The organism is Virgibacillus salinus (assembly GCF_900102415.1).
In the GTDB taxonomy this organism is placed as follows: Bacteria; Bacillota; Bacilli; order Bacillales; family Amphibacillaceae; genus Lentibacillus; species Lentibacillus subterraneus.
On the sequence record NZ_FNKD01000002.1, the window covers coordinates 625345 to 639344 of the forward strand.

Below are 14000 nucleotides of genomic sequence, written 5' to 3' on the forward strand. Positions count from 1 at the left end.
CTTAAAAGTTGTTAACATCCCTTTTTATTCTATAATGAAACATATCCTGTAACAAGTAATAAATTAAAATTGTTTATTCTTAATGTTTTTTGTTTCTATCCTGCAAATCACGTACTTTATCAGGGGTAACATCATTTCCTTCCTTATCCATTACAGTCATTGATTTAAACTGATTTTTAAATGATTTTCGTACATTTTTTAAATATTCCTGTCTAAGCTCTTTTTGCTCTGCTTTTTCTTGTTCTGTTAACTCTTCTTCTTTTGATTTCTTTGCAAGTTCATTTATACGTTCTAACTTTTCTTTTGATATAATCTTTAAAACCTCCTAGAAAACACTTAAAAAGACAAGAACAATTTTTAATGTCCCTGCCTTTTAATATTACTTTACATGGGTATTAGATTCAAGTTTTTCAAACTCCTGATACCTCCGGTGAACAGTTGCTTTGGAAACCGGGTGACCTAATCCATTTAATGTAGTTGTAATTTCCTCAAATGTTAAGTTATTTTGCCTCATCCGCACAACTTCTTCTATTGGAAATACTTTTCGTTCTCTACCAGGTGCATGGTGTCGGTTTGATAAGTTTTCACTTGGATCAAATCCTTCATTTATTGCCTTTCTCATCCCCCGTTTAATTTTTGTATTATGGATTTTACGTTGATATTCTTCTACAATACCAACTATTTGCAGGACCATTGAATCTGACTCAGACAACTCAATCTCTCCGCCTTGCATTCCTGTATATATGGAAATATCTAATTTCTGTAACTGATGAAACAAGGCTATTTTAGTATTCCCCCGCCCTAACCTTGTTTCATCCTGTATTAACAAACATTCTGCCTTCTTTTCAGAAAAAAATTCAAGCATTCGAAAAATACCATCTCTATTTATCTCATACCCGCTCTCTTTTTCTTCAATACAATCCACAACGGTAAGCATATGATTGTTTGCAAGGGCCATTAATTCCTCTTTCTGTCTCTTTAATGATGTCTCTTGTACTTTTTTGTCTGTACTTACACGACAATATATTATTGCTTTCAAAAGTTTTCGCTCCTTACGCTATGCACTTGTTATCATGGAGAAATATAAGAAACCTAATGCCAAAGTAAAAGCAACTAAATAAAATACATCTGTCTTTGTTACTTTTCCAAACATATTAATCAGTCCTTTCTTTTTCAATATAAGAACCTTTGTTCGTATTAACCTCTATTAACCATTATATACGAACATATGGTCTTGTCAATAGTTTTCTCGAACGAATGTTTGCTTTTTCCAAAAATAGGTGGTAAACTATCATTAATAAATCCTATGCGTGAGGTGTTTGATAGATGAATAAACTTTCTAAAAGACAGGAAACAATACTTGAGTATATTAAAGAAGAGGTAGATGGCAAAGGTTATCCACCATCGGTTAGAGAGATTGCAGAAGCAGTCGGACTTGCTTCAAGTTCAACTGTGCATGGGCATTTGGCGAGGCTTGAAAGTAAAGGCTTCATTAGAAGAGACCCTACTAAACCAAGAGCTATAGAGGTTTTAGACCTATCTGAAGAAAGTCATATTCCTAGGGAAGAAGCAAGATATGCACCAGTTATTGGTAAAGTTACTGCTGGGATACCAATTACTGCGGTAGAAAACATCGAAGAATTCGTTCCATTACCTAGTTCCAGCGCCGGACCTGATGATAACTTATTCGTTCTCATCATCGACGGTGAAAGTATGATAGAAGCTGGTATTTTAGACGGGGATATGGTTATTGTGAAACAGCAAAATACTGCGCAAAACGGAGAAATTGTTGTTGCAATGACTGATGAAGACGAGGCAACTGTAAAGAGATTCTTTAAAGAAAAAAATCAAATTCGCTTGCAGCCAGAAAATGCCACAATGGATCCTCTCATCTATCAAAATGTAACAATACTAGGTAAGGTAATCGGCTTATACCGTAATATTCAATAGAACAAAGGCGCAAGCGCCTGTTTAGCTCCGTATGGACTGGACTGACCCGTGTGAGATAAAGGATACACGAAGAGCGTAAGCGATTCGATGTTGACTTATCGTAGTAGACACGGGGAGGGAAGTTCACTAGGCGCTAGGCGCTGGCCGGTGAAAACGCCACGTCCTGTGGCGTCACCGGCACTAGTACGTCCTGTACGTCGGAGCTGGACGTGGCTGATTCTGAAGTTCAGTTATCCCACAGCACTTAAATTCTATAGTACGCTTAACAAATAAAAAGGCTTCCGTCAATAAAATGACGAAAGCCTTTTTTTCTTTAATATGTTGATAGATATTGTTCTCTTTCCCAAGGGTGTACAGTCGTACGGAACATATCCCATTCAATTTCTTTCGCTTCAATAAAGTGTTCGTATAAGTGTTCGCCTAATGCATCTGTAACAACTTTGTCTTTTTGAAGTTCTTGTAACGCATCCATAAGTGTTGCTGGCAAATCTTTTATACCATTTTTCTCTCTTTCTTCTTTATCCATCATATAAATATTACGGTCTACAGAAGTAGGTGGTGTTAATTTCTTACTAACTCCTTCCAATCCAGAAGCAAGTAATACGGCCATGGCCATATATGGATTAGCTGCAGGATCAACACTTCTAACTTCAATTCTTGTACTCAAACCTCTTGAATACGGAATTCGAATAAGCGGGCTTCGATTTGTCCCAGACCACGCGACGTAACAAGGAGCTTCATATCCCGGTACAAGTCTCTTAAATGAATTAACTGTTGGATTTGTAACTGCTGTAAAGTTTGTTGCATGTTTAATGACACCGGCTGTAAATTGATAAGCGACATCACTAAGCTGCATATCTCCTTTTGTATCAAAGAAGCTATTTTCGCCATCTTTAAATAATGACATATTAACATGCATACCAGAACCATTTACTCCAAACAATGGTTTAGGCATAAATGTTGCGTGCAGATTATGTTTCCTTGCAATTGTTTTAACTGCAAGTTTAAATGTTTGAATATCATCACAATGCTTAACAGCATCAGAATATTTAAAATCAATTTCATGTTGTCCAGGTGCAACTTCATGATGAGATGCCTCGATTTCAAATCCCATTTCTTCCAATTCAAGAACTATATCTCTGCGGCAATTCTCACCAAGATCCGTTGGTGCCAAATCGAAATAACCACCACGGTCATTCAACTCCATTGATGGGTCACCTTTTTCATCAAGCTTGAATAAAAAGAACTCTGGCTCTGTTCCAATATTAAATGCATCAAAGCCTAATTCTTCCATTTTTTTAAGGTTTCGTTTTAGGTTATACCTTGGGCACCCTTCAAAAGGTGTTCCATCTGGATTATAAATGTCGCAAATAAAACGAGCTACCTTACCTTTATCAGAAGTCCATGGAAATACCACAAATGTATCTAAATCAGGGTACAAGTACATATCTGATTCTTCAATACGAACAAATCCTTCAATAGAAGAACCATCAAACATCATTTTATTATCTAAAGCTTTATCCAACTGGCTAAGTGGAATCTCAACATTTTTGATTGTTCCAAGCATGTCTGTAAATTGCAAGCGGACGAACCGGACATTTTCCTCTTCTATTTTCTTCATAATTTGTTCTTTTGTAAAATCTGAGCTCATCTAACTGCCTCCTAGAAAATTTTTATTTATTTAGTGAAAAAATCGAGAAAGCTCTCCTTGGCGCATGCTCGATTTTCCCATTCTCCCTGCATCAATTAACTCATTCTTCAGCATTGTACGTAACTGACGATCTGATATTTGAGGATTAGCTTTTTCTTTTTTCTGTGTATTTTCTTCTGTGATGATGTGCTTAATACCAGCTAAATTAATTCCTCTGTCCATCAGATTTTTTATTTCTAATAAACGGTCAACATCGTTAAAAGAAAATAAACGTTGGTTACCTGTTGATCTTTCTGGGTGAATTAAATTATGTTCTTCATAATATCGAATTTGTCTTGCAGTCAATTCAGTTAATTTTTTAACAATGCTTATTGAAAATAAAGGCATTGAACGTCTATCTTGATCGTCCATTATAATACCTCCTTTTATTCATCTAAAATAACAATAGCATATGTAATGTTTATTGTCAAATTTATGTTAAGTTACCTAACACATGGCATCCTTTCTATATTTCCTGTTGAATAGATATAAAACCTTTATCCACTAAATTTTCAACCGCAGCTACTAAGGCTAATTTTACATGTGAATATGTTAAGCCGCCCTGAACAAATGCTGTATATGGGGATCTTAACGGCCCGTCTGCTGTCAATTCCAGGCTTGCTCCCTGCACAAATGTACCTGCAGCCATAATCACTTTATCCTTATACCCAGGCATTTCACTTGGATGTGGTGTAACAAATGAATTGATCGGTGAACTGTGTTGAATTGCCTGGCAAAAGGCTATCATATTTTCCTGATTTCCGAATGTAACAGATTGTATTAAGTCTGTTCGATCAGCTTTGTAATGAGGGCTTGTCTTAAAACCGACTAACTCTATAAATCTTGCAGTTAGAATTGCACCTTTCAAAGCTTCTCCAACAATGTGAGGTGCCATGAATAATCCTTGAAACATTTCCTGCAGCATATTAAGTGTTGCCCCAGTTTCCTTTCCAAGACCTGGGGCAGTTAAACGGTGAGCACACTGAAGTACTAGATCTTTCTTTCCAGCTATGTATCCTCCAGCTCGTACTATTCCACCTCCCGGGTTTTTAATTAGCGAACCAGCAATAATATCTGCACCTATATGTAATGGTTCTTTTTCTTCAACAAATTCCCCATAACAATTATCTACAAACACAATTAAGTCTTTATTTATATCCTTTATAAAAGTTACCATTTCTTCTATTTCATCAATTGTGAATGACGGTCTGTCATCATATCCTTTTGAACGTTGTATACCAATTACTTTTGTTTGATGGGAAATCTTCTGTTTAATTCCATTATAATTAACCTTACCATCTTCCAATAAGTCTAATTCACTGTATCTGATGTTAAAATCAGCTAATGATCCTGTATTAGATTCATGAACTCCAATTACTGATTCTAACGTGTCATATGGCTTACCTGTTATATATAATAGTTCTTCATCAGGTCTCAATAAACCAAATAATGTCGTGGATATGGCATGGGTACCCGAAACAATTTGAGGTCTGACAAGTGCATCTTCTCCACCAAACACATCCGCATACACCGCTTCTAATGTTTCCCTCCCTAAATCATCATACCCGTATCCAGTAGTTGGGTTAAAATGACTATCACTAACACGGTTCTCTTGAAAAGAATCAAGTACCCGTTTTTGATTGGTCTCTACTATAGTTGCGACATTTCTATGTTGTGTAGTGCAATCCGCTTCTGCTTGTTTCATCAATTCTTTGGCCATTAGTGCATTATTACTCCTTTAACAAACTTTTTAATGGGTGTTCTTGTCGCATGTATCCTTCTACTACATACTCATTCTGCTCTTCTTCATAGAAACGGTCACTTATTATTGTCTCGTGTTCCAACCGATTCAGCATCTTTCCCTGGTCGGGTGTTAAATCAAGTTTATACCAATCCCACTCATCTTTTAGTATTTCTTCTATTTTTATTTGAAGCTTTTGAATATCTTCTTGATCAAACGCACTAACAAGGATGTTTGGGTGATTCATTGCAATAAAGTCAGTATCAATTTTATCGTATTTATTATAAACAGTAAGCATCGGTATAGTATGTGCATTTAAATCACGTAGTAAATTGCTTACCGTGCGCTGATGCTGGTCAAGGTCTGGGTTCGCAGCATCTACTACATGTAAAATAAAATCTGCTTCTGTTACTTCTTCTAAAGTTGATTTAAAAGAAGCTACCAATGATGTTGGCAGATCCTGGATAAAACCAACAGTATCTGTTACAAGTGTTTGAAAACCTGATGGTAACTGAATTCTTCTTGTCAATGGGTCGAGTGTGGCAAATAACTGATTCTCTTCATGTGAGCTACTTTTTGTTAACCGGTTAAATAATGTCGATTTTCCAGCGTTGGTATAACCAACTATGGCAATTTGAAATGCATCATTTGTTTTTCTGCGTTTACGGTATTGTTCACGTTGCTGCACAACTAATTTCAACCGTCTCTTGATATCGAAAATACGTCGTCTGATATGGCGCTGGTCTGTTTCTAATTTAGTTTCACCTGGTCCACGTGTCCCAATACCCGCACCCAAACGAGACATTGCTTCCCCTTGGCCATGCAATCTTGGCAGCATATACTCCAGCTGTGCTAGTTCAACTTGCAACTTACCTTCCTTTGTATGGGCACGCTGGGCAAATATATCCAGTATCAGCTGACTGCGATCAATCACCCTTACACCAAATCGATCACTTAAGTTACGCAATTGCCCAGCAGATAACTCATCATTCGATACGACAAGATTAATTTCCAGTTCATCAACTGCTTCATTTATTTCTTCCATTTTACCTTCACCAATGTAATATGCTGGGTGAATCTTTTGACGATTTTGCGTCATTACTTTCGCTACTTTACCACCAGCAGTTTTACATAACGAGCTTAGTTCCTCCAAGGAAGATTCAAAATGATCATCATTTTGCTCCTGCATTTTAACAGCAATTATTAATATTTTTTCTGACATTATAAATACCTCTTCCTCTATCCGGACAGTTAATTTTTAGCATTCTCTTGTTTTTATCATAGCAAAGAACCTTCTATATCACAATTCGCATGTCATTCTTCATCGAGTGAAAGGTCGCTACCAGTTAACTGAATTAAATCATTTACGGTAAAATTTTCATTGTTTAATAAACGAACAGCATGTAGCCTAATTGATTGTTCAATTACATTACGAACATATCTGGCATTAGAGAAATTTCGATGGGTTTCCTGCTTTTTCTTATATAAATGGGTTCGCAGTTTCCATTCAGCTTCATTTGTAAGTTCATATTCACGATTATTAACCATCTGCTTTGCAATTTTTGTTAACTGATTCACCTCATAATCCTGGAAATCTAATATAAATGGAAATCTTGACTTTAGACCAGGATTAAGTGTCAGGAAACGATCCATTTCATATGGATATCCTGCTAAAATTAATACAAAGTCATTATGATTATCCTCCATATGCTTTACCAATGTATCAATTGCTTCTTTACCAAAGTCCTTTTCACCACCACGTGCCAAGGAATAAGCTTCGTCAACGAATAAAATACCACCCATTGCCTTTTGAATAATCGCACGTGTTTTCTGAGCAGTTTGGCCAATATATTCACCAACCAGGTCAGCCCGTTCCGCCTCTATAAAATGCCCCTTTGAAAGTAGGCCCATCTCAAAATACATCTTAGCAAGTTTCCTAGCTACCGTTGTTTTACCAGTTCCAGGGTTACCTTTAAAAAGCATATGAAGCACCTGCCTGGAACAAGTAAGGCCCATTTCTTTACGTTTATCATTTATTACAATAGTTGCGTATATTTCTTTTATAGTCTTCTTTAATTTCTCCATTCCTATGAATGATGAAAATTCTGAATCAATATTTGAAAATGGACTACTCTCTGCATTTGGTAATCGGCCGGTATTTTCAAACGGTACATTATTTTTATCATGCAGAACTATATTAATCTGCCCATTTTTATTTCGAAGTTTTTGCGTTTCCACATCATCACCCCTTAGTCACGTTAGTATACGCGGTATATAAAAAAGATGTGACAAACGCCCAGATGCCAAAGCAATATTAGAAAACTTGGCTATTCACCAAGCCTTAGTTGCATTTATGCAGTAATAAAGGATTTATACTTTCTTACCTGCCTAAAAACGGACGCCCATTAAATTAAGAGCGTCCGTTACATTTATTATTCTTTTTCAAGTTCTACATTTTTCACTGGGGCAAAAGTAGAAATAGCATGTTTAAAAATTAATTGTTGTTTTCCGTCTGTTTCTAACAAGACAGTGAAATTATCAAAGGCTTTTAATATCCCTCTTAATTGAAATCCATTTGTCAAAAAAACGGTAGTTGAAATATGGTCCTTTCGAAGCTGATTTAAATATTGATCCTGAATGTTTACTGATTGCGCCATCGCACATCCTCCTCTATTCTATATCTGTATATAATTACTTCTATATTCTTCTTAACATTCCTGCTAATTCATCTAAAATTTTTCTAAATGTTTCATCAATTGTTTCTGGAGTTATTGTGTACCATTGTACATCCAGCTTATTTTTAAACCACGTATATTGCCGTTTAGCAAACCTTCTTGAGTTTCGCTTCAATGTTTCCGTAGCTTGTATCAATGATTGTTCCCCTTTAAAGTAAGGAATAAACTCTTTATAACCAATCCCCCTCATAGATTGACAATTTTCAAAGCCTTGTTTATAAAGCATTTCAACCTCATCTAACAAGCCTTGTTCAAGCATATTATCAACTCGAGCATTAATTCGTTCATATAAAAGCTTCCGGTCCATCTCCAAACCTATAAAAATGGGATTATATGGGGAATCCCTTTTTTGTTCCTTCTGATACTCTGACATAGTCATTCCGGTTGTTTGATAGATTTCCAACGCACGAATTACTCTTCGATGATTGTTTGGGTGAATTTTTGTAGCTTGATCAGGGTCTATTTTTTTTAATCTATTATATAAAGTCAACACTCCTAGGTTGTCAAGCTCTTCTTCAAGCCGTCTAGTGACTGCACCATTACGTTTTTGATCCGAAAAGTTATAATTATACAATGCCGCTTGAATGTACAGTCCACTTCCACCAGCTATTATCGGCAACTTTTGATGTGAAGCAATTTCGTTAATATATTGTTGGACAAGTACCTGATAATCAGCAACAGAGAATGAATCGCTCGGACTTTTAGTATCAATCATATAATGAGGAATGCCTTGTTTTTCTTCCTCGCTAATTTTTGCTGTTCCGATATCCAAGCCTTGGTATACTTGCATAGAGTCGCCGCTAATAATCTCTCCATTGAACGATTCTGCAACTTCTATACTAAGTCTTGTTTTCCCAACAGCAGTTGGTCCAACAATCGCAATCACTGGTTTTTTCATCATCATTCCCCTATATATCTTTATTCATACGCAAGATATGCATGTAACATCCAGATATGTTTTTCTAATTTCCCTTGTAACGTTACAAGCAAATCAACTGTTGGCTCATCTTTGCGTTCGGAAGCTTCAGGAATACCTTCATTCTTTATTTCACTGATGATCTGTTTATAGTCGCTAATTAACTGTCTTACTATCTCATCTTCTTTATCATCAGCTGTTGCTTCCTCAAGTGTTGATTCTTTTATGTATTTAATCATTGTTGCCAATGGTTTGCCATCAATCATTAAAACTCTCTCAGCTATTTCATCCAAATCACTTTCTATTGTTTTATACATATCTTCAAAAACATCGTGCAACTGGTAAAAGTGTTTTCCTTGAATGAACCAGTGATAACGGTGGAGCTTTACGTACATGACAAAGTAATTGGACAATAATTGATTTAAAAAGTTTATTAGCTTCTGATTATCCATAGCGCACCTCGCTGTTTTACTTATAGTTTTCACGAGGTGTGCTTCTTTTATTCAATCCTTACATAACGCGTTTGAACATTTTCTCCAATTCATAGGAAGAATAGTGCACAATGATTGGTCGGCCATGCGGACATGTAAATGGATCAGTTGAATTACGTAAATCTTCCAATAATCGAAACATGTCTTCCTGGCTTAAATAATGATTTGCTTTAATTGATCGTTTGCATGACATTAATATTGCTGCATCTTCTCTTATTTTCTCAACATTGATCCGTTCATCCTCCATAACCTGATCAATCATTTCCCGAATTATCTCTTCTTCAAAACCCTTAGGAAACCATGTTGGATATGAGCGAATAATATAAGTTTGATTTCCAAATGACTCGAAAAATAGTCCTACTTTCTCAAGTTCTCCTTTGTAATGATCAATAAAGATAGATTCTTGTTTAGAAAATTCAAATGTCAAAGGCATTAATAATTCCTGAGACTCGTTAATTGTTTTACCAAGCTTCTGTTTAAAAAACTCATACTTTATACGTTCTTGTGCCGCGTGCTGGTCGATCATATATAACCCTTTTTCATTTTGGGCTAGAATGTAAGTACCATGGAGTTGACCAATTGGATACATAGTAGGTACACGTTGCTGTTCTTCTTTGACTACTGCAGGTTTTACGTCAGAAAGGATATCTTTATTATTGTCGAACTCTTGTTGAAAACCTATATTATTAGTCGAGTTTGCTTGCTCTATAGTTGATACATGTTCGTTTACTTGAGGCGTTTGTTCCCATTGCTGTGCTTCCCTCTGTGGTTCATTAAATTGTAATGTGTTTTGAACTGATTTCTCTTGATTTTCTTGCTTTTGTTCCATTTCAGGAATTAAGGATGCTTGTCGGAATTTTGTTCTAATTGTCTCTTCAATGGCAGCAAATAATTCCTTATCTTTACTAAAACGAACCTCTAGTTTAGTTGGGTGTACGTTCACATCAACTAAAATTGGGTCCATTGTTATCGATAGGACGACTACTGGCAGACGGCCAATTGGTAAGAGTGTGTGATATCCTCTAATAATCGCTTGTGACAATGGGATACTCTTTATATACCGTCCATTAATAATAGTGGATATATAATTACGCGATGCTCTGGTGACTTCAGGTTTTGCAATAAATCCTTCGATTGAAAAATCAAGGGTATCACGCTGAATCGGCAACATCTTTTTAGCAACACTCATCCCATATACATTTCCAACTACCTGGAGCAGATCTCCAGACCCAGTTGTCTTGAAGAGAGACTTCCCGTTGTGGGTGGCTTCAAAACGAATTCCCGGGTGAGATAATGCTAGCCTGTTTAATAGATCTGTAATGTGCCCAAGCTCCGTATGAATGGTTTTCATGTATTTTAATCGAGCAGGAGTATTAAAAAATAAATCTTCTACTACGATTTCTGAGCCTTTACGTGCATCACTTTTCGCCCTGTTTATAATGGATCCGCCTTCCATCGAAATTAACGTAGCAGCATTTTCACCTTGTGATGTCTTTACTGTTAATTTACTTACTGCTGCTATACTTGCTAATGCTTCTCCGCGAAATCCCAGCGTTTTGACATGAAATAAGTCTGTTTCGCTTTTAATTTTACTTGTTGCATGACGCAGAAAGGCTTTCTCGCAGTCATCCTCAGACATACCATCGCCATTATCGGTTATTTTAATTTTTTGTAATCCAGCTTCCTCTACTTCGACTTTTATCGAAGTACTATTAGCATCAATACTATTTTCAATTAATTCTTTTACGACAGATGCAGGGCGTTCCACTACTTCTCCAGCAGCAATTTTATTTGCTAAAGCATCTGGCATTTGAATAATATTCATGAGAACAATCCCTTCTATCTTACTTTTTTACATGTTTTTGCAAACGGTACAGTTCGTTCATCGCTTCCATCGGTGTCATTTCAAATAAATTAAGATTATTTAAGTCCTCAATTATTGATTTGTCTTCTTTGCTGTACTGTTTCTTTCCTTTAGGTATTTTTTCCTCAATAAAAAAGGATAATTGATCATTAGCAGCTAGATTGGCTACCTCATGCATTTCATCATTATTCTCCAATTGATTTAAAATGGAACCTGCTCGATCAATGAGTGGTTCAGGAAGATTTGCTAATTTCGCAACGTGTATACCATAGCTTTGATCAGCTGCTCCTTCTTTTATCTGGTGAAGAAAAACTACATTTCCTTCATACTCTTCTGCGCGAACATGAATGTTTTTCAATTTATCTAAGGTATTTTCAAGTGCAGTTAATTCATGATAATGTGTTGAAAATAATGTTTTGGCATGAATATTATTGTGGATATATTCAACAATCGATTGTGCTAGTGCCATTCCATCATATGTGCTTGTCCCTCGACCAATTTCATCAAGCAGAATTAAGCTGTTTTCTGTCGCATTAGTAATGGCATGATTTGCTTCCAGCATTTCAACCATAAAAGTACTCTGCCCTGCAACTAGATCATCTGCTGCACCAATCCGTGTAAAGATCTGATCGAATAGAATTAAATCTGCATCTTCACATGGAACAAAACAGCCAATTTGCCCCATAATAACTGTTAATGCCAGTTGACGCATATAGGTACTCTTACCTGACATATTAGGGCCGGTTATTAGAAGAACGTCAGTGTTTTGATCCAGTAATACATTATTTGGAACGAAAGAATCATCCTTCATCACTTGTTCAATTACAGGGTGACGCCCATTCTTAATAGATAACGTCTCATCAACAAATCGCGGGCGCTTATAATTATTCGCTTCACTAACCGTTGCGAACGCCTGAAGTACGTCAATCTTACTGACTATATCAGCTAAATGCTGTATTTTAGGTATATGTTCTTTTATTTGTTCTCGAATTTTAAGGAATAAATTATATTCTAAATCAACGCTTTTCTCTTCTGCCTCTAAAATAAGTTCTTCTTTTTCCTTTAATTCCGGTGTAATGTAACGCTCAGCATTCGATAATGTCTGCTTGCGTTCATATTTTCCCTCAGGCAAGAGATGTAAATTGGCTTTGGTTACTTCAATATAATAACCAAACACACGGTTATAACCAATTTTAAGGGACTTGATATTTGTTTCTTTCTTTTCCTTCTGTTCCAGTTCAGCAATCCATTGTTTTCCATTACGTGAAGCTTCTCTATAAGTATCAAGCTTTTCATTATACCCATCTTTAATAATCGATCCTTCTTTGATCGATATTGGCGGATCTTCTATTAAACTGGTATCTAATATGGATAGGATCTCTTCTGGAAATACAAGTTTATTACTTAATTCAATTATATTTTTTTGATTAAATTGCTTTAGTATTGTACTAACTTCCGGTAACTTTTCTAATGAATGTTTTAATTGGATAAGATCACGTGCATTTATATTGCCGAATGCAACTCGACCGGCAAGACGTTCAAGATCATAAACTGATTTTAATACATCACGTAGAGAATCGCGCTCCATAAATCCTTGATAAAAGCCATCAACAATATCATGACGTTTTTCAATTTCATATTTATTTAATAATGGGCGTTCTAGCCACTTTTTAAGCATTCTGGATCCCATTGCTGTTACTGTTTTATCAAGTACCCACAGTAGACTGCCATGCTTGCTTTTTTTCATAATTGTCTCAGTTAATTCCAGGTTTCGTTTAGAGTACATATCCAACGCTAAATGATGTTCCAATTCAATAATCTTAGCAGGCTGTAAATGATCAAGTGAACGCTTTTGTGTGTATTGGATGTAATTAAGCAGACGACTAAATGCCTTAACAAGTCGCTCATCAGTTAGGTTATCGCATAAACTGCGATATTCTGCATTAAAATTTATTTCATCCTGGTAGGACAATGTTACGTTTAATTTTTTGCTTAATTGGTCCTGTAATTCATCAGGCAAACTCGAAGGAATTACTATTTCTTTTATTGGCTGATTATACAACTCATGAATGACTGCTTCCCAACCACTTGAAATAAGTGCAATATTGTTTTCACCAATTGACAAATCATTATAAACTATTACATAAGAACCATCAGAGAAATGAGAAAGACTGGCAATATAGTTGTTATCACGTTCATTAAGCATATTGCTTTCCATTACGGTTCCAGGAGTAATAAGCTGAACAACTTCTCTTCTTACAACACCCTTAGCTACCTTTGGATCCTCAACTTGCTCACAAATAGCTACTTTATATCCTTTTTCAATTAAATTTTTAATGTAATTAGCAGCAGAATGATAGGGTACACCGCACATTGGAATAGGGTCATCTTGTCCTGCACCTCGTTTGGTAAGGGTTATTTCCAATTCCCTAGCAGCATTTATTGCATCATCAAAGAACATTTCATAAAAATCACCTAATCGAAAAAATAAAAATGCATCTTTGTGTTCTGCTTTTATTTTTAAGTATTGTTCCATCATTGGTGTGCTTTTAGCCATAAGTTAATCCTCCAAAAAATATACCGAATATAATGTACAATTATAGCATAATTTGT

General features: G+C 35.9%; 13 protein-coding genes. 1 reads left to right on the plus strand and 12 read right to left on the minus strand.

The annotated features are described in order from the left end of the window. Positions 1-79 precede the first annotated feature (79 nt). Both BLS02_RS10010 and BLS02_RS10015 read right to left on the minus strand, forming a co-directional pair. Positions 80-313, minus strand: coding sequence for a DUF896 domain-containing protein (locus BLS02_RS10010; RefSeq protein ID WP_092492860.1), 234 nt, complete (start codon positions 311-313; stop codon positions 80-82). 66 nt (positions 314-379) lie between these two features. Beyond that, entirely contained in the window at positions 380-1039 is a 660-nt protein-coding gene (locus tag BLS02_RS10015; protein WP_092492861.1) for a YneB family resolvase-like protein, read from the minus strand. Between the two features lie 287 nt (positions 1040-1326). Between BLS02_RS10015 and lexA the strand changes: the two genes are divergently transcribed. Next, positions 1327-1950 (plus strand): transcriptional repressor LexA, encoded by a 624-nt coding sequence (lexA, locus tag BLS02_RS10020; RefSeq protein ID WP_092492862.1) that lies wholly within the window; start codon positions 1327-1329, stop codon positions 1948-1950. A 313-nt stretch (positions 1951-2263) separates the two neighbouring features. On the opposite strand, the gene glnA is transcribed toward lexA, so the two are convergent. The 10 genes from glnA to mutS all read right to left on the minus strand — a co-directional run bounded on the left by glnA (position 2264) and on the right by mutS (position 13944). Continuing rightward, positions 2264-3601: a type I glutamate--ammonia ligase gene (gene glnA, locus BLS02_RS10025; RefSeq protein ID WP_092492863.1), complete on the minus strand. Its 1338-nt coding sequence runs from the start codon at positions 3599-3601 to the stop codon at positions 2264-2266. Positions 3602-3631: 30 nt separating this feature from the next. Continuing rightward, positions 3632-4012, minus strand: coding sequence for a MerR family transcriptional regulator (locus BLS02_RS10030; protein WP_092492864.1), 381 nt, complete (start codon positions 4010-4012; stop codon positions 3632-3634). A 94-nt stretch (positions 4013-4106) separates the two neighbouring features. Continuing rightward, on the minus strand, positions 4107-5360 hold the full coding sequence (locus tag BLS02_RS10035) for a methionine gamma-lyase family protein (RefSeq protein WP_092492865.1): 1254 nt from the start codon (positions 5358-5360) through the stop codon (positions 4107-4109). Between the two features lie 10 nt (positions 5361-5370). Next, positions 5371-6603 carry a GTPase HflX gene (gene hflX / locus BLS02_RS10040; protein WP_092492866.1) on the minus strand — a complete coding sequence of 411 codons (1233 nt, stop codon included), beginning with the start codon at positions 6601-6603 and terminating at the stop codon, positions 5371-5373. Positions 6604-6695: 92 nt separating this feature from the next. Continuing rightward, entirely contained in the window at positions 6696-7619 is a 924-nt protein-coding gene (gene spoVK, locus BLS02_RS10045) for a stage V sporulation protein K (RefSeq protein ID WP_092492867.1), read from the minus strand. Positions 7620-7813: 194 nt separating this feature from the next. Continuing rightward, positions 7814-8038: an RNA chaperone Hfq gene (hfq, locus tag BLS02_RS10050; RefSeq protein WP_092492868.1), complete on the minus strand. Its 225-nt coding sequence runs from the start codon at positions 8036-8038 to the stop codon at positions 7814-7816. A gap of 40 nt (positions 8039-8078) precedes the next feature. Continuing rightward, positions 8079-9014 carry a tRNA (adenosine(37)-N6)-dimethylallyltransferase MiaA gene (gene miaA / locus BLS02_RS10055; protein ID WP_092492869.1) on the minus strand — a complete coding sequence of 312 codons (936 nt, stop codon included), beginning with the start codon at positions 9012-9014 and terminating at the stop codon, positions 8079-8081. A 20-nt stretch (positions 9015-9034) separates the two neighbouring features. After that, positions 9035-9484, minus strand: a complete 450-nt coding sequence (locus tag BLS02_RS10060; protein ID WP_092492870.1) for a Dps family protein — start codon at positions 9482-9484, stop codon at positions 9035-9037. Positions 9485-9542: 58 nt separating this feature from the next. Continuing rightward, positions 9543-11348, minus strand: coding sequence for a DNA mismatch repair endonuclease MutL (gene mutL, locus BLS02_RS10065; RefSeq protein WP_092492871.1), 1806 nt, complete (start codon positions 11346-11348; stop codon positions 9543-9545). A gap of 19 nt (positions 11349-11367) precedes the next feature. Next, on the minus strand, positions 11368-13944 hold the full coding sequence (gene mutS, locus BLS02_RS10070) for a DNA mismatch repair protein MutS (RefSeq protein ID WP_092492872.1): 2577 nt from the start codon (positions 13942-13944) through the stop codon (positions 11368-11370). Positions 13945-14000: the final 56 nt, after the last annotated feature.

Bases quoted from the DNA above. Each gene is read 5' to 3' on its own strand.
- lexA (WP_092492862.1), top strand. From the start codon at position 1,327: ATGAATAAACTTTCTAAAAGACAGGAAACAATACTTGAGTATATTAAA.
- glnA (WP_092492863.1), bottom strand. From the start codon at position 3,601: ATGAGCTCAGATTTTACAAAAGAACAAATTATGAAGAAAATAGAAGAG.
- BLS02_RS10030 (WP_092492864.1), bottom strand. From the start codon at position 4,012: ATGGACGATCAAGATAGACGTTCAATGCCTTTATTTTCAATAAGCATT.
- BLS02_RS10035 (WP_092492865.1), bottom strand. From the start codon at position 5,360: ATGGCCAAAGAATTGATGAAACAAGCAGAAGCGGATTGCACTACACAA.
- hflX (WP_092492866.1), bottom strand. From the start codon at position 6,603: ATGTCAGAAAAAATATTAATAATTGCTGTTAAAATGCAGGAGCAAAAT.
- hfq (WP_092492868.1), bottom strand. From the start codon at position 8,038: ATGGCGCAATCAGTAAACATTCAGGATCAATATTTAAATCAGCTTCGA.
- miaA (WP_092492869.1), bottom strand. From the start codon at position 9,014: ATGAAAAAACCAGTGATTGCGATTGTTGGACCAACTGCTGTTGGGAAA.
- BLS02_RS10060 (WP_092492870.1), bottom strand. From the start codon at position 9,484: ATGGATAATCAGAAGCTAATAAACTTTTTAAATCAATTATTGTCCAAT.
- mutL (WP_092492871.1), bottom strand. From the start codon at position 11,348: ATGAATATTATTCAAATGCCAGATGCTTTAGCAAATAAAATTGCTGCT.
- mutS (WP_092492872.1), bottom strand. From the start codon at position 13,944: ATGGCTAAAAGCACACCAATGATGGAACAATACTTAAAAATAAAAGCA.